Annotated in this window: 21 protein-coding genes; 3 read left to right on the top strand and 18 right to left on the bottom strand. The window is 30.4% G+C overall.

The genetic code is table 11. The annotated features are described in order from the left end of the window. Nucleotides 1–166: 166 nt before the first annotated feature. From P161_RS0103780 to P161_RS0103770, 3 genes are all read right to left on the bottom strand, one after another. Nucleotides 167–559: a hypothetical protein gene (locus P161_RS0103780; RefSeq protein ID WP_026775734.1), complete on the bottom strand. Its 393-nt coding sequence runs from the start codon at nt 557–559 to the stop codon at nt 167–169. Between the two features lie 129 nt (nt 560–688). After that, complete coding sequence (locus P161_RS0103775) at nt 689–1,468, bottom strand: DUF4304 domain-containing protein (RefSeq protein WP_026775733.1); 780 nt, start codon at nt 1,466–1,468, stop codon at nt 689–691. A 162-nt stretch (nt 1,469–1,630) separates the two neighbouring features. Next, nucleotides 1,631–2,737: a TlpA disulfide reductase family protein gene (locus P161_RS0103770; protein WP_026775732.1), complete on the bottom strand. Its 1,107-nt coding sequence runs from the start codon at nt 2,735–2,737 to the stop codon at nt 1,631–1,633. Between the two features lie 106 nt (nt 2,738–2,843). Between P161_RS0103770 and P161_RS0103765 the strand changes: the two genes are divergently transcribed. Further along, on the top strand, nt 2,844–3,053 hold the full coding sequence (locus P161_RS0103765) for a hypothetical protein (RefSeq protein WP_026775731.1): 210 nt from the start codon (nt 2,844–2,846) through the stop codon (nt 3,051–3,053). A 261-nt stretch (nt 3,054–3,314) separates the two neighbouring features. Here the strand turns inward: P161_RS0103765 and P161_RS0103760 are convergent, their stop codons facing one another. From P161_RS0103760 to P161_RS0103715, 10 genes are all read right to left on the bottom strand, one after another. Further along, the gene (locus P161_RS0103760; RefSeq protein WP_026775730.1) at nt 3,315–4,367 is read right to left on the bottom strand and encodes a type I restriction endonuclease; all 1,053 of its coding nucleotides are present in this window, start codon (nt 4,365–4,367) and stop codon (nt 3,315–3,317) included. A 182-nt stretch (nt 4,368–4,549) separates the two neighbouring features. Continuing rightward, on the bottom strand, nt 4,550–5,563 hold the full coding sequence (locus P161_RS0103755; RefSeq protein ID WP_026775729.1) for a hypothetical protein: 1,014 nt from the start codon (nt 5,561–5,563) through the stop codon (nt 4,550–4,552). Between the two features lie 172 nt (nt 5,564–5,735). After that, nucleotides 5,736–6,209, bottom strand: a complete 474-nt coding sequence (locus P161_RS0103750) for a hypothetical protein (RefSeq protein ID WP_026775728.1) — start codon at nt 6,207–6,209, stop codon at nt 5,736–5,738. Beyond that, complete coding sequence (locus tag P161_RS0103745; RefSeq protein WP_026775727.1) at nt 6,209–6,655, bottom strand: GIY-YIG nuclease family protein; 447 nt, start codon at nt 6,653–6,655, stop codon at nt 6,209–6,211. The genes P161_RS0103750 and P161_RS0103745 overlap by 1 nt, the downstream gene beginning before the upstream one ends. A 158-nt stretch (nt 6,656–6,813) precedes the next feature. Next, complete coding sequence (locus tag P161_RS0103740; protein ID WP_026775726.1) at nt 6,814–7,470, bottom strand: hypothetical protein; 657 nt, start codon at nt 7,468–7,470, stop codon at nt 6,814–6,816. 158 nt (nt 7,471–7,628) lie between these two features. Continuing rightward, nucleotides 7,629–8,681, bottom strand: coding sequence for a T9SS type A sorting domain-containing protein (locus P161_RS0103735; RefSeq protein WP_026775725.1), 1,053 nt, complete (start codon nt 8,679–8,681; stop codon nt 7,629–7,631). 162 nt (nt 8,682–8,843) lie between these two features. Continuing rightward, nucleotides 8,844–9,245, bottom strand: coding sequence for a hypothetical protein (locus P161_RS0103730; protein WP_026775724.1), 402 nt, complete (start codon nt 9,243–9,245; stop codon nt 8,844–8,846). A gap of 231 nt (nt 9,246–9,476) precedes the next feature. Then, complete coding sequence (locus P161_RS0103725) at nt 9,477–10,112, bottom strand: hypothetical protein (protein WP_155810413.1); 636 nt, start codon at nt 10,110–10,112, stop codon at nt 9,477–9,479. 133 nt (nt 10,113–10,245) lie between these two features. Then, the gene (locus P161_RS0103720) at nt 10,246–10,848 is read right to left on the bottom strand and encodes a hypothetical protein (protein ID WP_026775722.1); all 603 of its coding nucleotides are present in this window, start codon (nt 10,846–10,848) and stop codon (nt 10,246–10,248) included. A 57-nt stretch (nt 10,849–10,905) separates the two neighbouring features. Continuing rightward, entirely contained in the window at nt 10,906–12,069 is a 1,164-nt protein-coding gene (locus tag P161_RS0103715) for a site-specific integrase (protein ID WP_026775721.1), read from the bottom strand. Between the two features lie 466 nt (nt 12,070–12,535). Here P161_RS0103715 and P161_RS0103710 point away from each other — a divergent pair, with 466 nt between their 5' ends. Continuing rightward, nucleotides 12,536–12,937 (top strand): DNA-binding protein, encoded by a 402-nt coding sequence (locus P161_RS0103710; protein ID WP_026775720.1) that lies wholly within the window; start codon nt 12,536–12,538, stop codon nt 12,935–12,937. Between the two features lie 94 nt (nt 12,938–13,031). Here the strand turns inward: P161_RS0103710 and P161_RS0103705 are convergent, their stop codons facing one another. The 5 genes from P161_RS0103705 to P161_RS0103685 form a co-directional block, all read right to left on the bottom strand. Further along, the gene (locus tag P161_RS0103705; RefSeq protein WP_026775719.1) at nt 13,032–15,278 is read right to left on the bottom strand and encodes a polyribonucleotide nucleotidyltransferase; all 2,247 of its coding nucleotides are present in this window, start codon (nt 15,276–15,278) and stop codon (nt 13,032–13,034) included. A gap of 276 nt (nt 15,279–15,554) precedes the next feature. Next, a complete protein-coding gene (gene rpsO, locus P161_RS0103700; RefSeq protein WP_026775718.1) occupies nt 15,555–15,824 on the bottom strand; it encodes a 30S ribosomal protein S15 in 270 nt (89 codons plus the stop codon). Nucleotides 15,825–15,967: 143 nt separating this feature from the next. Continuing rightward, nucleotides 15,968–16,837, bottom strand: coding sequence for an acetyl-CoA carboxylase, carboxyltransferase subunit beta (gene accD, locus P161_RS0103695; RefSeq protein WP_026775717.1), 870 nt, complete (start codon nt 16,835–16,837; stop codon nt 15,968–15,970). A 178-nt stretch (nt 16,838–17,015) separates the two neighbouring features. Next, nucleotides 17,016–18,083, bottom strand: coding sequence for a class II fructose-bisphosphate aldolase (gene fbaA / locus P161_RS0103690; RefSeq protein WP_026775716.1), 1,068 nt, complete (start codon nt 18,081–18,083; stop codon nt 17,016–17,018). Nucleotides 18,084–18,182: 99 nt separating this feature from the next. Then, the gene (locus tag P161_RS0103685; protein WP_026775715.1) at nt 18,183–20,690 is read right to left on the bottom strand and encodes a BamA/TamA family outer membrane protein; all 2,508 of its coding nucleotides are present in this window, start codon (nt 20,688–20,690) and stop codon (nt 18,183–18,185) included. A 69-nt stretch (nt 20,691–20,759) separates the two neighbouring features. Here P161_RS0103685 and P161_RS0103680 point away from each other — a divergent pair, with 69 nt between their 5' ends. Next, nucleotides 20,760–21,491 (top strand): RNA methyltransferase, encoded by a 732-nt coding sequence (locus tag P161_RS0103680; protein ID WP_026775714.1) that lies wholly within the window; start codon nt 20,760–20,762, stop codon nt 21,489–21,491. Nucleotides 21,492–21,648 lie beyond the last annotated feature (157 nt).

Here is a 21,648-nt window from a genome sequence, read left to right as displayed (position 1 = left end):
ATTTTCATTCTTTATGTTGTACAACGGTTACGTATAAGAATAGTGCGTAGTTTGAGTGCGAGGATTTTCCGAAGGAAAATCGGATGCAAGCAAACAAGCACTAACTTTTGATTTAGGAATAAACTTACGCATTATTTTTATACAATGTTGTAGCACGTTTTTTTATTCAGTCGATATATAATTGTTCAAATAAATAATCTTTATGTTTAATAATTGAGTCAATATTTATTTCCGTAATTTTTAAATGTCCGGTGTAAGCCATATGAAATTGAGAATGACTTAAAACTACATTCTCCAATTTTTCTTTAATAGTCTTTTCTCCGTTGTAATTTTCCGCAACAGTTTTCCAGAGTTTTCGTTCCGCATTTAATTTATTCAGATTATTATCAGCGCAATGTCCGTGAGTTTTCCAGTTGCAATAGAAATTATTAAAAATTCGCCACTCATATTCAGTCGAATAATCCGCAAACTTTTCAGTCCGATTAAATGCTGGGTCAAACACAAATAATAGAATTCCGCTAACCAAAATTATTCCGAAAGTTTTTAATGCGTTTTTCATTTCTCAAATGTGCTACAACGGTCTCGTATAACCGTCAGTTACGGGTTTATATGCGTTAATTTTCGGTTTGGCACAGACGTTAGCAATTCCGAGTGGATTCGGACGTAGTCGAATCCGCCGTAATTGCGGTTATACATTGTTGGCAACTGGCTTTATTTTTAATTTATCTAATTCAGCTTTTTCGTTTTCAGCAAATATTCTGTCAATCGTTTCCCAATCTTTATTTTCAGTCATTGTTTTTAATTCTTTCCAAGTCACTTGATTCAGGCTGTCTGAACCAAATTCAATTTCATTATCTAATATCTCAATAGCTTTATCAATTTTGTGTTGCTTTAATTCCGAGAATAGAATTAAAAAATGAGAGTTTCTAATGTCATTTCCACCACACTTTGTGTGATAAGGAAAAATATACGGTTGACTTGTTATTTTTTTAGTCGAGTTATATTTCTCTAAAAAAGGAAGAGCATTTTTTATGATTCGTTCCGATAAATAGTCTGCCAAAATCAAATATTCTTTTGAAATCCTAAAATGGTTTCTAATTGTTTTGTCTATTTCCTCAAGCGGTTTTGAACCAACTAAATAATATTCATTCGTTAGCCCTTTCCAACAGTAAGGAACTAATCCAATTCGGATTTCTATATCGTCTTTCGCTCCAGACCAACTTCCACGGTTGTCAACGTCAATAACTTCGAGTAAGTCATTTGTCAGTCGGTAATGTTTTCTGCCTTTCTTTTTAAATCCGTATTCTTTGAGGTTCGCACCGATTATTTTATTCAGTTCGTTGTAAGCTGGTTTCCATTGTTCTTTTGGTAAACTCTTAAAAACCTTGATTTGCTCAAATTCCGATTTTTCAGATTCAGGATTTGAGCTCTGTCCTTTGGTTTTTCCGAAAAGATTGAAGTACTTCATTGTCAGTTTTTTTCAGCTTGTTGCCAACGTGTTTGTATATGGTTTGTTGCGTGTTTTAAGTAACTAATGTAGTAAATAATTACTGACCAAGAAAGTCCGCGAGGACTTTCGAAAGTAGGCTAGAACTAGCAATAAATTATATACGGTGTTAGGCAACGTTTTTTATTTTCGAATTAGTTCATTAATATCTTTTTCAATTTGGTCTGAAAATCCGTGATATTCTTTTTGAATTATTCCATTTTTATCAATTAAAAAATATCTTGGCCAACTATTCACGCTAAATGTTTTATTCAGTTCTTTATTTCCAATTAAATTTAAAAATGTCGTTTCTTTTTTCTCAACTAATTTTCTCGCATTTTCTATATCTTGAGAAACGATTCCAATTACTGTTAAATCATTCTCGTATTTATTCTTTAGCTTTTCTACATCAGGAAATGATTTTATACACCAACCGCACCAAACTTCCCAAAAGTCAATTAAAGTTAATTTTCCATTCCTAATTGCAATTGTTTCATTTTTGTTAAATAAGTTAATTAGTGAAATTTCGGGCAAGGGCTTTTTTAAAAGTGGATTTGGTTTACTTTTTTCCTGTTTTATGAGCTCTAATTGATTTAAATCTTGAATATATTCGTTAATGTTCTTTTGAATATTTTCATTAATTTTTATATTATTAAAAATAAAAACTGTTGATTGTTTACTTCCAAAATCTGGCTGTAAAGAAGTTGTAACTTTTTTTGGTAAAAATGTGTTTTTATCTAATTCTAGCCTCTTTGTCTTATCTGTTATTTTGTTCTTTAAATCATCTTTAAATTTATATTCCAATATGAAGCTATTTTCTGTTTCTGAAATCTGAATGTTTTTATAATCAGTCTCTAATTTGAAGAAGTCTTTATAAACCATTTGTCCACCTGGACTTCCTAAAAAATGCAGACCTCCTCTTTCTTGCCTAAAATTATTTTTTTCATTTGAGATTTGAAATCCAATTCCATCTTTGTAAATGGATGATTTATTAATGTCATTTCTTATTCCATAAAATGAAAATCCAAAAATTGTGTCAGAAGGTTTTTTTTCAAGAACAGCAAAACCTTTATTGTCCCAAACGTTTCCATTTGAAAATGTCATTATATTTTCAATATCATATTGAACTATATTAATTTTTTCAACACTCTCATTGAATTTTTCCGATAAATACTCAATATTAATTTCTTGTTGCTTTTTGCAGTTAATGAGTAAAATAGATGTTAAAAATATTATTGAAATTCTCTTCATATTGTTGTGTTTTCAAATGTTGCCTAACGAATAGTGGTATGGTGCGTAGCCTTGAAATGCACAATGATTGAATTAAGAACTGAATTAATAATTAAATATTTTACAAATGAAAAAATTAAGACTGATTGAAGTACCCAATAAATCTACCAACCATTTTATAAACAATGTAGGTTGTTTAAGATATAACGAAACACCACAAATGAGTACCGTAGTAGAGCCTGAACAATCTGGTATCTACTTAGAAGAAAGTAAACACCGAATTGCTGGTTATGTTGAGATAAATGATAAAAAATATATTGTGATAGAAAATATTTAATTATGGGCAGATACGCACAAACTCTTGAATTAAGCGCGAACCTAAAGCTATGCACTATAACACGTGTTATGTACTGTGGCGCAATAGCACGTGTGATTGGTTTAAGAGTGTGCGCCATTGTACATAACGTTTTTGTATATGATTAGTGGCGTGTTTTAAGCACGAAATTTAGCAAATAAACACCAAATAGAAAATCCGCGAGGATTTTCGTAAGTAGGCGAGAACCAGCCATTAATTATATACGGTGTTGCCAACCGTTTTTTATTCTGCATTATAATTTTCGACTGTTTTCAGTAATTGTTTTTCAAAGTTATAAATCTCGTCAATTGAATTTATAGGTTCTTTAATTTCCTTTTTATTGTCGTCAAAAATGCTAATGTATTTATTTCCTCCGTTTAAATGAAGTCTGCAAAGTGGCTTTCTATTATTATCGTCTAATAAAATTCCGAAATAGGATTGAGTGTCTCTCGAAACAATTCTTTCTTTCGATAATTTTCTTCTCAAAATTGCAACTACAATTGCAAATGCTTCCAATTCTTCTTCTGTAGTTTCTACTTTGCTTTTAGGTTCTTCCTCAACTTCTTCCACTTTCTGTTTTTCCACTTCTTTATTTAAGGCAGAATTTAGTCTGTCGCTTACTTTTTCGCTAATTATTTGTGTAAAAGCTTTACTTACAATTTCTGTAAATTCGTCCATTACATTTGAAGTAAGTCTTCCGTTATATGCTTTGTTTGCAAATAGTCGAACAAATTCTTGAGAAGGTGACTGAAGTTCATTGTCAATCAAAGTTTTGATTTCTCTTGTATATTTTAAATTACTTGCATTATCAACTATTTTGGAAACATCAAATTTTGACTTATGAAATTTCTCAATTTCCTTAACTGTACTTTCTTTTAGATTTGTAATATCAAATTCCAAAAATGGTTTTTCATCCATTTTATTGGTTTCTTCTAAATCTGTGTAGAATCTATAAATAATTCCGTTTGTTAAAAGAGCAAATCTTGTCTTTGAAACGTGAAAATATCTAAATAGTTGAGAATTATGAACATTTAAATCCTGTTTCCAATTTTTACACTCAATAATTAAAATCGGTGCACCATTTTGAAAAATCGCATAATCAACTTTTTCTCCTTTTTTTAATCCTAAATCGGCAGTAAATTCAGGCACAACTTCTGTCGGATTAAATGCGTCATAACCTAAAATATTTATGAACGGTAAAGTGAAAGCGTGTTTTGTACTTTCTTCTGTTTCAATTCGGTCTTTCAGCTGTTCTACTTTGTCTGCGAGTCCTTTTAGTTGGTTAAATAATTCCATATTTTTATTATTAGTTCGATTTTTTTTCAAATGGTTGGCAACGTGGTTGTGTATGATTAGTGGCGTGTTTAAGCACCTAATTTAGCAAATAAAAACCGAATAGAAAATCCGCGAGGATTTTCGTAAGTAGGCTCGAACTAGCCATTAATTATACACGTTGTTGCCATTAGTTTTTTATTTTTTCAGTTCTTAAATCGGTTAGTGATTTCATTATTATTAATAAGTATATACCACGAATAGGAAACAGTTTCATACCTTTTTAGACTTTTAATATATGCTGGTTCAATTAACTCCATTGAAGATAAAACATCTGTTACTACCTCTTTAAGTTCCGAATTTTTAGTTTCATTATCCATTATTGAAGTCGAGCCATCTTTATTTATTCTAACACCAATTTTTAGAGTGTCATTTTTTAAAGTCAAATTTCTTTTATTCGCTTCGCTCAAAATTAAATCACTTATAGAATTCTGAAGACAAGCCTCTGTATGGTTCTTTTTGCATTTAGATATTAACGGAATTCGTGATTTATTTTTGAATTTTATTGCAGATGAATTTTCTTGAATTAATTCAGACGGATTTTTTCGACCGATAGATTCAGTCGCAATGGTTTCAATAGTTTTATATGTAATAGTGACCTTATGAATTGGATAAATAGATTTTTTCTTTTTAATAGAATTGGACATTTCTATTAGCAAAACAATTCTCGTGTTACCTAAAGTCCAAGTATTTTTTTTACAATAGTCGTTTTTTTCGTCGATAACAGTTTTGTCTGTTAATTCTCCATCAGTTTTACTTTTTCCTAACTTTGAGATTAAATCTCTCTCAACAGATAAATAATAGTTTACTAATGCTTTTCTAAAATCTTTATTTTGTTTGTTCTCTATACTTTTTTCAAAGTTTGCAACGTCAAGTTCGTATCTGATTTCTTTAATAAGTGAGTCTTTTTTAGAAAAAACATATCTTACTATTAAATCTAAATTTGGCACGCTGTTGTCTTGTCTTATGTAAGATGCAATTCCTAAATCCTCTTTAAGTGAGTGAACAGATTGGTCTTTTATTTTTCCTCCAACAAATTGTTTTTCGATAGCAATATATTCGGAAAGTGTTGTTTTGGATATATCATAACTTTTCTCTTGAGATATTCCCTTTGAAAATATTGATAAAAATAGAATTATTACTAAATTTTTAATGTTCATTTGCTATGTTTCTCAAATTAATGGCAACGTTGTTGTATATGGTTTGTTGCGTGTTTCAAGCAACTAATTTAGTAAATAAAAACCGACCAAGAAAGTCCGCGAGGACTTTCGTAAGTAGGCGAGAAGCCAGCAATAAATTATATACGGTGTTGGCAATCAGGCTTTTTTCAGTTTAAATGTTAAATGGATTATTATTTAGTGTATGCATTATTAATTTTTCAATTTTCTCCGAATACCAATTTAACGCAGTTGCAAAATTTCCGCCTCTACGAGTTATTTTAGCTAAAGGAATTTCAACTAAATTTTTGTCATTTGGATTTATTCCCATAATATCAAAAAAATGTTTTCTTGGATAAAAGTCATTATCTCTAACTGAAGAAATTAGAATATCATAATTTCTGTTTTCATCAAAAAACTTTTTGAAATTCCTAATAATATCGGTTGTGTCAGTTGCGGAATTTATTATGACAGTTACTTTTTGTTCGTCTTTGTCAAAACCTTTTAAAACAACTGTAAAATCATTAAAAGCTGGTGGAATTGAACCTGCAATTACAACAAAACCTTTAGCAACAAGGTTACTCGCAATTTTGTAAATTGTTTCACTTTTCCCAACGCTTTGAGCACCTCCAATTAATAAGCTATTCATTATTTTCTTTTTTTTATTGAATTTATTAAATTTTCTTGAAATTTTGTAATTAAATAAGTTTCTATTTCTAATCTTCCCAAATTTACAGGCAAGAATGAAACAAATAGATTTTTTTCAAAATACTCATCCAATAAAATTTCTATATCGTCCGTGAATTTTTTTCTTGATTTAATTCCCTTATATCTTAAATGTCCAAATTGTTTTCTAAAAGAATGATTTACAGTTCGGTTTATCTCACTCATTCTTGCTTTTAAATTTCCACTTTCTCCAATGTATAAAAGTTCGTTTCTATTTTCAAAAACTGCATAAATTCCGGCTTCATTCGGAACGTTTTCATTTCTCCAATCTTTACATTTTTTAAATTTAATTCGTTTTGAATCAAACAGTTGTTTTTCTGCTTTTGCGAAAATTTTATTTAATTCAACTTCGTTAAATTTATAGTTCATCGGTTTTTTTTTCAGCTTGTTGCCAACGTGTTTGTATATGGTTTGTTGCGTGGTTTAGCACGTAATTTAGCAAATAAAAACCGAATAGAAAATCCGCGAGGATTTTCGTAAGTAGGCTAGAACTAGCAATAAATTATATACGGTGTTGTAGGTAGTTTTTATTCAAATTCTTTGTTTTCGTATAGTTCAATATACTTTTTCGGGTCAAATTTTGATTTGTATTCAGGTTTGATTGTCCTTTTATCAAATTTAAATTCAACCAATTCTGATAAAAATGCAGAAAGTCCTCCCCAACCTCCATTTTGGTCAAACCCTTTAAAAGTCACTTTCATAATTCGGTTTTTGAAATAAATCAAATAGTATTTTCCAATGTTATTGTTTTGAGGGTCAATGTACATTACATAATCTCCTTTTTTATAGAAAATATGGTTCGTAGCAGGTAAAGATTCATAACCGCTTAAATATGATTCACTTTTTTCAGTCCAATATTTATAAATAGAATCAGCAAATCTTTTTCTGATTAAACCATCTTTATCAATTCCGATTTCAATTAGATAATTTGCTCTTGCTTTTTCAAATTTCCCCTCAACCATATTGCATTCAACCTGTACATTAATTTCACTATTAAGTTTGAATCTTTCAACCGCTATTTCTTCATTAAAGAAAGTCGAAGTAGAGTCCGTTGTTTTTTCTATCTTATTAATCTTTAGAGAAATTCCATCAAGAATTTTAAATTCCTTGTTTTCGGAATTCTCTTTTTCTTGAGAATATCCAAAAAAACTTGTTAGAAATATCAATATTAAAATTTTCCTCATAGTTTTTCTTAAATTACCTACAACGTTGTTGTGTAAGATTAGTTGCGTGTTTTAAGCACTAAAGTTAGTGAAAAAACACGAACCAAGAAAGTCCCAAAGGACTTTCGTAAATTGGCTAAAACCAGCAATTAATTTTACACGGTGTTAGCAAACGTTTTTTAATTCTTAATAATTTTCCCAATTCTTTCCCTATCTTTTTGGATAATATAAATTCCATTTTTTAAATCTGAAATATTCAATTTATTAGTGTTTTTTAGTTTAACTACTTTTACTATTCGCCCATTTAAATCATAAACTACAATTTCCGAATTTTGAAAAATTTCACTAAACTCAATAAATTCAGAAGTTGGATTTGGGTAAATATTTAATCTTTCATTCATAAAGTTTTCAACACTTAAATTAGAAAAATTAAATTTGACAACTTCTCCGCCTTCTAAATTTGATATAAATATAGAATTAGAGTTTGTTACAATGTCCCAACCTGTTGGAATATTAGATTGTGCTATTTCTGTAAATGTTTCATTTATTGGGTCAATTTCAAATATTTTAGTTGGCGAATCTCCTGTTGAATATATTTTATTATTACCAATAGTTAGCCCTCTTCCTTTAAAATTATTGAATATAACTTCCTTTGAAGGTGTTGCAGAGTTTAAGTTATATTTAACCAATTCTCCAATTGCATTGTTTGTGGCAAATAGTGTATTATTATAAATACATATTCCGTTTGTCGCAGAAGATAAAGTCACATCTTCTAAAAATAATACTGGACTGGGATTATTTAGAGATAAATCAATTGTATAAATATCATTTCCAGAACTAACATAAATTTTGTTGTTGTAAACTGTAATTCCATCTGGATTTGCAATCGAAACAATTTCCAATGGATTTGGATTAGTTTCGTTTAAATCTAATTTTATTATTTTATCTAAATTAGAGTTATTTGAATTTAACGAAATATAAAGAATTCCTTCGCTAATTTCAATATCGCTTGGACCATCTATACCGTCTAAAATTATTACTGGATTTTCATTTTGTGCGGAAAGATTGACTTTGTAAATATTATTTGAAAATCTACCAGCAATGTAAAGTTGATTTTCAAATATTGCTAATCCTGAAGTATTATTCACGCTACTTTCATTAAAAATTATTTCTTGACTATTGACTAAAATAGATGTGATTAATGTTAAAAATAATAGTAATTTTCTTTCCATTCTGATTTTCGTTTTTAATGTTTGCTAACGGTTTTGTGTATGGTTAGTTGCGTGGTTAAGCAACTAATTTAGCAAATAAATCACAGATAGAATATTCCGCAGGAATGTTCGTAAGTCGGCAGTGACCAAGCAATTAATTATACACGGTGTTACCATACGTTTTTATTCGGTTTCTTTTCTTTCGTTAATAATTTTATTTATTCCAGCGTATAGCAATTCAGGTGTATGTTTTTCTGCTTGCCAAATCCAGATTTTCTTTTTCTTTTTGTCATTTCTTATAATCAAAGAGTTGCTCTTTTTCTCAATTTCATTAAATTCAGAAATCCGAGTTTTTTTATATCCAAATAAGTATTGGGTCAACAACGTCTCGTTTTCAAGAATTAAATAAGGTGCTTTTCTTCCTTTGTAATTTTGAGTCAAAGTAACAGTTCCGATTAAAATCCATCCATATTGAAAGAAAAGTCCCATTGAATCCGTAACCAAGCTAGCAATTCCCATTCCGATTTGCACTATTCCAAGAACTAAATTTCCTTTCAAATGTGATTTAGAATAATTGAATTTCATAGTTTTTCTCAAATGTATGGTAACGGTTTTGTATATGGCTCGTAGCGTGTAAATTAGCGATTATTTTTCGGTTAAGCACGAGCCAAATTTTTTAATTTTCTTTTTACTTTTTTTTTCAATAAGCCAAATTAAAAAATTTGGCGGACTTGCAAATATGCCTTAACTTTGAATTAAGCAACTAATTAGCTATGAGCTATATACGTTGTTGCCCACAGTATTTTTCCGCTACTATTATATTTTAATTTCAATATTTTTCCATTCCAATCGGTCAGTTTGAATTTTGGAAATATCAATATTTTCGTTACTTAAAAACTTGTTGAAATCCAATATATTTTTGTTTTCAGTCGGTTTCATTTCGTCAAACGGTATGCTCAAAATGAATTTCTGATTACTTTTAAATATTCCAAATACGTCGTCATCCGTTGCGATTTCACTCCGTAAATCATAATCGTTGTAAATCAGATATGTTGATTGTCCGTTTTTGTCAATTGAAATCCCAATTGAAAAGTCCGCATAATTTTGGTCTTCTGGTGGTGTTCCTAAAAACCAATAAACAAAATTGTGATAATTGTAAGCAGTCAAAATTTCGTTTTTCGGCAGTTTGAGAATAGTCCAATCGCCAAGTTCAGATTTCTGTATAGTCATATTCACAGATTCACCTGCTCCAAAAATTTCTGCCCATTCTATTATTTTTGGCTCAACGTCCTTTAGATTTCTTCCTCTGACTAAAATATATCTGTCGTAATTTTCCTTTTCTAAAGTTTCTTTCTGAAATTCAGTCATTTTATTTTCGGAATTTGATTGTGATTTGCACGAAAAAGTCGTCAAAATCAGAAGTAATATTATTGGATGTACGATTTTTTTCATATTGTGGGCAACGTTGTTGTATAAGGTTTGTTGCGTTGGTTTTGCAGTAAAGTTAGTAAATAATCACTGACAAAGAAAGTCCGTGAGGACTTTCGCAAGTAAGCAAAAAGCCAGCAATAAATTTTATACGGTGTTAGGCACTTTTATTTTCTTTAATCGGATTTTCAGAATTTCCTTTTATTGATTTCTCTTGGTATTCAGTCATTCCAATATCTCCATCTCCAACTGTTAGAAAAAATAAATCTATAAAAATTCCCCAATATTTTCCCCAAATAGTTTTTGGTTTCCATTCAACTCTTGGAACTTTATTCTTTTCAAGTTCTTTCTCAATTTTAAATATTTCCTCCCAGTTTTTTATGTGTAATCTTTCAGCCGTTTTAAAAAGTAAACCTTTTTTCTCTTTTAGTTCAATCTCGGTTTTATGTTTGTCAAATTTCCGCTTTTTAATAGAGTATTTTAAATTGGATAATTTAATTTTCCTGCTTTTTTTATTTCCTCTATTTATAACTAATAATGATTCAGAAAATTCAATATTCGTAATAGCGGGTTTTATGTTTTTTAGATAATAAATATCGAATAATAGATTTATAACTAATGGAAATGAAAAGATAAATTTAGAAATAAAATGCCATTCAGAATATTTAATAATGTAGGTTAAAAGACAAATTCCGAGTACGATGTAAATCAACCATTTTAGTTTGTCGGTTTTTGTATTTGTAGCCTTTATTATTGTCATTCAGGATTTCGGTTTTTAATTGTGCCTAACTCGTTATATAAAGAATAAACTTCCTGTTTATAAGTTGTTATTTCCGGATAACAGGAACTTTTCTTCTCGTTTATTATTTTTCTTTAAATGTAATAAAATTGTATCTAATGGACTCTGTACTTCTAATAAATCTTTTTTTGCTACATGGGTATAAATCATTGTAGTTTCTGGTTTGGCATGGCCTAAAAGTTCTTGTATATGTCTTAAACCAACGCCATTTTCTAACAAATGGGTTGCATAACTATGTCGTAACGTATGGGGCGTTACTTTTTTAGTAATGCCTGCTTTTGCTACACTTTTATGTAAAAACTTTCGGATACTACTTTCAGAATATTTTTTTCCTTTCAACCCCTCAACAAAAAACAATGTAGGAGCATACGTAACTAAGTAATTTTGCAATAATGGTAAAAAAGTAGCTGCTAAACTTACATACCTGTCCTTTCTTCCTTTACCATGTTCAATCTTTAGCTGTCTCCTATTGATATCGATATTGCGTAATAATAAATGAGTTACCTCACTAATTCTTAAACCAGAAGAATAGAGTAAAACTAGGATAGCTCTGTGCTTTAAATTCTTAGTAACTTGTATTATTTTAATAACTTCTTCAGATGATAAAACATTAGGTAATTTTCTAGACTTCTTAGGGCGTTCTAATACGAGGTCATTAATTTTTATTTGAGGATAAAAAACAATAAAAATCTTTAAAGCACTAATAAATTGTCTTTGCGTACTCACAGAATAGTTTCGCTCAATAAATACTTTTTCAATAAAAAGTTCAACATCTCTGTTCGTGAGTTCTTCTAAAGGTGTTTTTGAATGAAAATTAACAAAATCAGCCATAAAAAAGGTATAGGTATCAATAGTACTTTTGCTGTATCTTTTTCCTTTTAAATACAAGAAAAAATTATTTAAAATCGTTTTTTGCTCGTTTGTTAATTTTCTTTTAAAAGGGTTGGTTTTGCTAATTTTACTTGCGTTAATAGTGGTTACTCCTTTAAAAGCTGTAATAATTTTATCATAATTCTCTTTAGTATTTTCTAAGTACCAAGTTGCTAAAGTTTTACTCCATGTAGCGTCACCAATACCCCTAATGATAGCAATCAGATCATTATGATACTCAAACCTAATTAATAGTTTAGATGAGTTGCGATGCACTTGCTGTTCTAAATAAATGGTTGGATATTTTTTCATAGGTTTTCAATAGCATTTAAATGTACTAAAAATAAATTAAATTATGAATGTCTTTTTTATTTTGTTGAAAGTAATAGTTGTGCCATATTAAGCATTTAGTTTTTTTATAAACAAAATGTAGCAACTTACATGCAATATTTGCTGAATTGCCTAAGGTTGGTATTCATAAAACTTACGCCAACATAGTACCCCTTAAACAAGTAAAAACTTAATTATAGAAGTTTGTTTTAACAAGATAGGTGCAATTGTGTAAAACTTAAGGAAGTTTTTAGCACTTTGCCTTAAGTGTTTTTGCATACTTAAGGGAGTTGTTTTACAATATACTAGTATATTCCATTATAAATTGTAGTATATATTGATAAATATAGTAGTATATCTTTTATAAAATAGTAGAATAATGCTAAGAGATGATTTTTATTAGCAGAAATAAGCTATTTTTAAAGATACAAAAAATAAATAATACAAGATGTCTTTACGTTACAGAATTACCAAAAGAAACAATTCCATAAAAAATAATGAAGAACAGTATATTTTACAGGCTGTAAATACGGGTACTGTAGATTTAGAGTATGCTGCCAAACTAATAAGTGAGGAGTGTAGTTTACATGAGGTAGATGTTAGGGCTGTACTTATTGCGCTTGGAATAAAACTAGAGTATTTTCTTACCGATGGCAAAATTGTAGACCTTGGTGAAATGGGCCGTTTTAAAATGGGATTTTCTGGTGTGGCTAGCAATACCGAAAAAGATTTAACTCCAAAAAGAAACATAAAAAAATACCATGTAAATTACCAGCCTTCTAAAAAAATGAAGCGTTTGTTAAAAGCGGGTGTAAAAACTTACAAAGAGGGTAGAAGGGCTTTAGATTAATTATATGCGTTTTCATTATAAATACCTTTTTTATAAAAAAAAACCTGTTCCATTATATGAAACAGGTTTTTACTTGTATGGTTAAAAAAAAAATTTAGTCTTCTTTTCTAGGTTCTCTTGGCGCTCTTGGCTTTCTGTCATCACGTCCACGATTATTGCTACTTCCTCTGTTGTCTCTTCCTCCAGAACGTTTATCGTCTCTTGGTGGTCTTGCTGAATAGCCTTCTGGTTTTGGTAATAAAGCTTTTCTAGAAACTTTTTCTTTACGAGTTCTTGGGTCTAAACCAAAGTACTTCACATCAAAAACATCACCCATGTTAACAACATCAGTTACGTTTTCTGTACGCTCCCAAGCTAATTCTGATACGTGCAATAACACTTCGTTTCCTGGTGCTTCTACATACTCTACAACAGCTCCAAAATCTAGCATTTTAATTACTTTTACTTCGTAAGCGCTACCAACTTCTGGCTTGAATAACATCGATTCAATCTTAGCAATTACCTGCTCAATTCCTGCTGGGTCTGTTCCTAAAATTTCGATAATTCCTTCTTCAGTTACAGCGTCTTCAGTAATAACAATTGTTGTTCCTGTTTCTTTCTGTAATTCCTGAATATGTTTTCCTCCTGGTCCAATAAAGGCACCAATCATATCATTAGGAATTCTTCTGTTAACCATTTTAGGAGCATGTGCTTTTACTTCTGCATTTGCAGCAGGAATAGTGTCAGTCAATTTCTCTAAAATGTGTAAACGACCACTTCTTGCTTGTTTTAGTGCATTCACTAAAATTTCGTAAGAAAGTCCTTTTACTTTAATATCCATTTGGCAAGCTGTAATTCCTTCAGAAGTACCAGTTACTTTAAAATCCATATCACCTAAGTGATCTTCATCACCTAAAATATCCGATAAAACTGCGTAACGATCTCCATCAGAAATTAATCCCATGGCAATACCAGAAACTGGTCTTATCATTTGTACACCTGCATCCATTAAAGCCATGGTACCAGCACAAACAGTTGCCATAGAAGAAGAACCATTAGATTCTAAAACTTCAGAAACTACTCTTACTGTATATGGGCAATCTGCAGGAATCATTCCTTTTAAACCACGTTGAGCCAAGTTACCATGACCAACTTCTCTTCTAGAAGTTCCTCTTAATGGTCTTGCTTCACCTGTACAAAAAGGAGGGAAGTTATAATGTAAATAGAAATTTTCTTCACCTTCATAAGATGGCATATCTATTTTGTTTGCATCTCTAGAAGTTCCTAAAGTTACTGTAGCTAATGCTTGAGTTTCTCCACGTGTAAAGATTGATGAACCATGCACAGATGGTAAGTAATCTACCTCACACCAAATTGGTCTAATTTCATCAGTTTTACGTCCATCTAAACGCAAACCTTCTGCTAACGTTAATTCTCTAACTGCAGATTTTTGAGCTTTGTTGAAATATTTTCCAACTAAATCTCCATAATCTTCTAATTCTTCTTCAGTAAAAGAAGCTTTTAATTCTTCTTTAACTTCTTCAAATGCATCTGTACGCTCTACTTTAGAAGTTCCTTTTTTAGCAATTGCATAACATTTGTCGTAAACAAGGTCGTGTATTTTTGAAGCTAACTCTGCATCTTCTCTTTCTCCTTCGTATGTTCTTGTTTCTTTTTTACCAAAAGCTTCAGCTAATTTTACTTGAGCAGCACATTGTACCTTAATAGCTTCATGAGCAAACTTAATAGCGTCTGCCATTTCTTCTTCAGAAATTTCATCCATTTCACCCTCTACCATCATTACAGAATCCGCAGAAGCTCCAATCATCATATCAATGTCAGATTCCGCTAATTGTGCTCTTGTTGGGTTGATCACGAATTCGCCATTAACTCTAGCAACTCTTGCTTCAGAAATTGGGCACTCAAAAGGGAAATCAGATAATTGAATCGCTGCTGATGCTGCTAAACCTGCTAAGGCATCTGGCATAACATCTTCATCATGAGACATTAACTGAATCATTACTTGCACTTCACTATGATAATCTTTTGGAAATAGTGGACGTAAAACACGGTCTACTAAACGCATTGTTAATACTTCACCATCACTTGGTCTTGCTTCTCTTTTAAAGAATCCTCCAGGATAACGTCCTGCAGCTGCAAATTTTTCTCTATAATCTACTGTTAAAGGTAAAAAGTCTACTGTACCAGCTTTATAGCTAGATACCACTGTACATAACAACATTGCTTTTCCCATTTGAACAACAACTGAACCATGAGCTTGTTTGGCTAATTTACCAGTTTCTAATGAGATGGTTCTTCCATCTCCAAGGTCTATAACCTCTCTAAATACTTTTGGAATCATAAAATGAATTCTAAATTTTTAATTACTAATTTTTTGTTGTTGTTGTGTTGCACTGAAACAAGTTCAGTAATAGCTGTTGTGTGTTTTTCCAATGGAAATTCAGAATTATTGTTGGTAATTCTGATTTTTTTATTTCTTTGAAGTTTGTTACTCTTAAAGAAGTTTTGCTTTTAAATTCCTGTTTTACAGGAATATCAAATTTTTGAAATGAAACAAGTTTCAAGACATTTTTCAATAAAAAAGAGGCACGTTTATAGAGCCTCTTTTTTGTAAGAATTATTTTCTAATTCCTAATTCTGCGATAATTGCACGATATCTTGTAATATCAGATTTTTTTAAATAATCTAATAAACTTCTACGCTTACCTACCATCATTACTAAAGAACGCTCTGTATTATAATCTTTACGATTCTTTTTTAAGTGCCCAGTTAAATGGTTAATTCTGTGCGTAAATAACGCAATTTGACCTTCTGAAGTTCCAGTATCGTTTTTTCCTTTACCGTGTTTTTCGAAGATTCCTTCCTTTACTTCTTTAGTTAAGTACATGCCAATATTATTTAAATGATTTTTATGTAGTTCAATGATGTTTTCATTGAAGGTGCAAATATAGTGTTATTTTTAAGAAGAAAACCAACAAAAAAATAGTTCTTTTGTTGGTTTTGAATTGTTTATAAATTATGGATGGTTTTCTATACAGCTTCCTCTTTTCTAACAGGAATATTCTGTATCAAATCAATATATAAATTCACTTGTTTTTTAAGGTCTTTACGCTCATAAATAGCATCTAAGAAACCATGTTCTAACACAAATTCAGATTTTTGAAAACCTTCTGGTAATTCTTTTCCTGTAGTGTCTTTTACAACTCTTGGCCCTGCAAACGCAATTAATGCATTTGGTTCTGCAATATTAATATCACCCAACATAGCATAAGAAGCTGTTGTACCACCCGTTGTTGGATCTGTACATAAAGAAATGTATGGAATTTTAACGTCTGCTAGTTGCGCTAATTTTGCAGATGTTTTTACCAATTGCATTAAAGAAAGCGAGGCTTCCATCATTCTTGCGCCTCCAGATTTTGAAATCATTAAAAATGGAATCTTATTCTCGATTGAATAATTAATTGCACGTGCAATTTTTTCTCCAACTACAGAACCCATAGAACCACCAATAAAGGCAAAATCCATGGCAGCTATTACCAAATCTTTTCCTAGTGATTTTCCTACAGCAGTTCTAACAGCATCGTTTAATTTTGTTTTTTCTTGAGCTGCTTTTAATCTGTCTGGATATTTTTTAGTGTCCTCGAACTTTAAAGGATCTTTAGAGGTTAACCCTTCATTTAATTCTTTAAACTTGTTGTCATCAAAAAATAATTCGAAGTATTCTTTACTACCAATTCTTACATGATAGCCATCTTCTGGACTTACATATAAGTTCTTTTTTAACTCTTCTGTGTCAATAATTTTTCCACTTGGAGTTTTGTACCACAGTCCTTTAGGCGTGTCTTTCTTGTCCTCTGTTGCAGTTTGTATTCCTTTATCAGTTCTTTTAAACCAAGCCATAATGTTAGTTTATTTAATTTAATGTTAGTCGCTTTTAAAATAAAAAGCAAGTTACAAATGTAAAAGATTTTTGCGAACTTTTAATTTGGTTTGATTAATTCTTTTTGTAGCAACCTTAAAAAACAAAAAAAGCACTTTGAATTTCTTCAAAATGCTTTTATAAAATATGTTGAGAATCTTATAAAGTATCTACGTTATTTAAATCTGCAAATGCTTGCTTTAAACGTGCTTTAAAAGTTTCTTCTCCTAAACGTAACCATTTTCTAGGATCGTAATATTTTTTATTTGGTTGCTCAGCTCCATCAGGATTCCCAATTTGGGTTGCTAAATAATCTGCTTTTCCTTGCATGTAATCTCTAATTCCTTCTGTAAAAGCAAATTGTAAATCCGTATCAATATTCATTTTGATAACTCCATACCCAATTGCTTCTCTAATTTCTTCTAAAGTAGAACCAGAACCACCATGAAACACAAAATCGATGTGATTTTCTTCAACACCATATCTTTTGGTAACAAATTCTTGAGAATTCTTTAAAATTTTCGGAGTTAATTTTACGTTTCCTGGCTTGTAAACTCCATGCACGTTTCCAAAAGCTGCTGCAATTGTAAACTGTGGAGAAACTTTTAACAATTCCTCATAAGCATAAGCAACTTCTTCTGGTTGTGTATATAATTTAGATGCATCTACATCAGAATTGTCAACACCATCTTCTTCACCACCAGTTATTCCCAACTCAATTTCTAAAGTCATACCCATTTTGCTCATTCTAGCAAGGTATTCTTTACAAATTTCGATGTTTTCTTCTAAAGGTTCTTCAGATAAATCTATCATATGAGAACTATATAAGGGCTTACCAGTTTCTTTAAAGTGGATTTCACTTGCGTCTAGCAATCCATCAATCCAAGGCAATAATTTTTTTGCACAATGGTCTGTATGTAAAATTACAGTAACTCCATAAGCTTCTGCTAATGCATGTATATGTTTTGCTCCTGCAATTCCACCAGCAATGGCTGCCTTTTCATTTTCGTTTGATAATCCTTTACCTGCTTGAAACTGTGCTCCACCATTCGAAAACTGAATGATTACTGGCGCATTTAATTCTTTTGCAGTTTCTAAAACACCATTAATTGTGTTAGAACCTACAACATTAACTGCTGGTAATGCAAACCCTTTTTCTTTTGCGTAGTTAAAAATTTCTTGAACTTCTTTTCCTGTTGCTACACCAGGTTTAATATTATGACTCATATTATGTATGTTTTAATTGATAAATTTTATCAAAAATAACAAAAAATAGTAGGTTTTAAGACAAAGTAGCTATTTTAAATAACGAAAACGTTATCTTTTTTAGAATGGATAGTTGATTCCGATATTATAAACTGCAGCATTAAAGTTGTAATTTTTAAACCATTTACTATCTTCTAAATAAGGTTCGTAGGTTTTAAAACCAACATCAAAACGGATGATTAGGAAATTAAAATCTAATCTTGCTCCAAAACCAGAACCTACTGCCATATTTTTTAAGGATGATAGCCCAGTAAACTTAGCATCTTCTTCTACAAATTCAGAGCCAGAGATGTCCCAGATATTACCAGCATCTACAAATAAAGCACCTTTTAATCTGCCAACAACATCAAAACGATATTCTGCACTGGTTAAAAATTTAAAATTACCAATGTTAAATTCTAAGCCAGATTTTCTACTTCCTGGACCCAATTCGTACGTTTGCCAAGCTCTAATATCATTAGAACCACCTGCAAAATAACTTTTTGTAAACGGAACATCAGAATTGTCATAGGTTACAATGGCGCCTAAAAATGTTCTAAAAGCAAAAACAGAATTCTCAGCACCAACACTCCAAAATTTCTTAAACTCAATATCTGTTTTAAAATATTGAGCCAAAGGAATGTTTAAAATGGTTTTTTTATCATTCGCATTTCTTTTATCTGATAGCAATCCTAACACATTTCCTGAATTGGCAAGCCTGATTCTAAAAAAAGAAAAATTACTATCCTTAAAGTTGGTTTGACCATTATAGGTGTAGGTATATGCCAAAGTAGGAATCAAAAAATCGGACGTAATAATATTATATCGATCTAGAATATTAACAGCAGTATTGTATTGTTCTGGATTTGAATTTTGAAAATTAGTATCTGTAGCAACAACATTCATAAATCGTAACGCATCTTGTGCTTGTGCATCTATATCCGTTTCTAAAGGAAAATTATTTGTGTTATTGGCATTGTCATATATTTCTGCAACACTATTTAAACTATCAAATTCTGATGAATAAATATTAAAAAAACTTCCCACATTTAAATTTTGAATGTATTGAGTATTAAAAACCTCTAATTGAATGGTTTTTTTGGGTGTGTATTGCCATTTGTAATCTGTTAAAATGGTAAAGGTTTGCCTATCCAAACCAATATTTTTCTGAAAACTAGAACCAATTGAAAATAATGTTCTTGGCGACATTTCTTTAGGTACAAATTTTCCCAACCCAAAAGGAGCAATAAATCTAGGAATCTCTAAAGAAGCATCTGCACCAATTTCCCAACCAGGACCATTATTAGAGTTGAACCAAGATCCTAAAAAGGACATTTTTAACAATTCTGCCCCTCTAAAAATGTTTCTATCTGTAATTGAAAACTTACCAGAAATCCCTAAGTTCCTTATGTTTGAGTGGGTTAATTCCGATTCTAAACCTAGCGTGTATTTCTCTAAAGGTGATAATAAAACATCCATCCTTAATTCATTATCAGAACCAGCAATTGGTGTAAATTTTATATTTGTAGATTTAAAGTTCTGTAAAGATTTTAAATGTGTTCTGGTTAAATTTGTCAAAGTGTCACTGTAAATTTCGCCAGGTTTTAAAAAAATAGACTGTGATAAATATTTAGGATTGTATAACAATTTATCATAAGCAGAAAATTGAATGCTATTATAGGTTGCAGTGTCAGAAATGTTTTCTTCCTTTTGTGTAAAAGAGTAATCTGTAGTTACATGGACTTCTTTTATGGTTTGTATTTTATAAGGTTTTTCGATATAAACACCCTCTTTTTCTACTAACCTGTTAGATGATATTAAAAAATCTACATTTGTTTTATAGTCTGTTCTTGTAGAATCTACATAAAAACCTAGTGCAGATTCAGTAAAGTTGTAAATTCCATTGTTTCTAAAAAGTTTTACTACTTTACTTGCTTCGTTTCTAAAGGTTTGATCTTTATAACGATCTCCTGATATTAATAAGGATTTTATACCCGAATTTGTATAAATAGAATCTAAAACTGACGATTTTATATCGATATTTACAGTATCTAGTACTGTTGGTTTTCCTTTTAGAATGTTATAGGTTACAGTTGCTTTTTTGCTTGCAGAATCTCTTTTAATGGTAGAAGTTACAGAAGATTTAAAATATCCTTGCGTTTTATAATAGGCAGATAAATTGTCTTCTGTTCTTTTAACTTTTAGTTCACTAATAATTGCAGGTTCATCATAACTTAAAAACCATTCATTTAAGTTTATAAAAGAATTTGCATACGCGATACTTTGTTTTTCAGAGAAAATTCTCTTTACAAAATTGTAAGACCTTTTGTTTTCTTTAGCCCATTCAATAGGTGTTTTTGGTTTGTCATGATTTCCTAAATTATGAAAATACAAACCTAAAGGCAAACCTAAAAATCGCGGATTTCTTTTTTGTAAAATATATTTTTGAATTTCGGCTCCATTTGTTTTTGTGCTATCAATAAAAATATTGGTTTTTGAAAGCATAAACTGTCCATCAATTACATGTTCCGTAGAATTACATGAAATTAGAAAGATGATGAATAAAAAATAAAACGAAAGTTTTTTCATTATTTTAGCACTCCAAAGAATATCAAAAATAGTATTTTTCAACGGTATATTTATATTTACAACCAATTAATGAGCATCTCAAAAAATCAACTAAAATTAATAACTAGTTTATCGCAAAAAAAGTATCGCCAAAAAAATGGTTTATTTATTGCTGAAGGGATAAAAGTAGTCAATGAGTTTTTAAATTCCTCTTTTCAAGTTGATATGTTATTGGCAACTGATGATTTTGAAACAACAATTTCTTCGGATAAAATAGTGAGAATCTCTGAAAAAGATTTGCAGAAAATCAGCAATTTAAAATCGCCCAACAAAGTTTTAGGGTTGTTTAAAATTCCAGATGAAAAACCACTTCAAGAAAAAGGATTGATCGTTGTTTTAGATGCTATTAATGATCCTGGAAATTTAGGAACTATTATTCGTTTATGTGATTGGTTTGGAGTTACACAATTAATCTGCTCAAAAGATACTGTAGATTGTTACAATCAAAAAGTTGTGCAGGCAAGTATGGGTTCTTTAACTAGGATTTCTATCAAATATATCGAATTAGAAAGCTACTTGCAAGAAACTAATTTACCTACTTTTATTGCTGATATGAATGGTGAAAATGTGTATTCATCAACCTTACCAAAAGAAGCGATTTTAGTGATGGGAAATGAAGCAAATGGAGTTTGTGAGGAATTAAAAACGTTGATAAAAAATAAAATATCAATCCCTAGATTTGGTGAAACACAAGAAACTGAAAGTTTAAATGTGGCAACTGCAACCGCTATTTTATTAAGCGAGTTTAAACGTAGTATTTAGTCCTGCAAGGTTTCAAAAACCTTGTAGGTCTTTAATTGTTTACATATTTTTAGAGTTGTTAGTTTTTTAGTTTGCAGTTTTCAGTTAGCAAGTTTGAGTCATTTTTAGCACCTTTACAAATATAGTTTTTAAAAATATTTTTGATTAATTTTCGCTT

Source organism: Polaribacter sp. Hel_I_88 (assembly GCF_000687935.1).
Classification (GTDB): domain Bacteria; phylum Bacteroidota; class Bacteroidia; order Flavobacteriales; family Flavobacteriaceae; genus Polaribacter.
The sequence above is the reverse complement of the archived record's forward strand: the minus strand, read 5'-3'. Positions and strand labels throughout refer to the sequence as shown.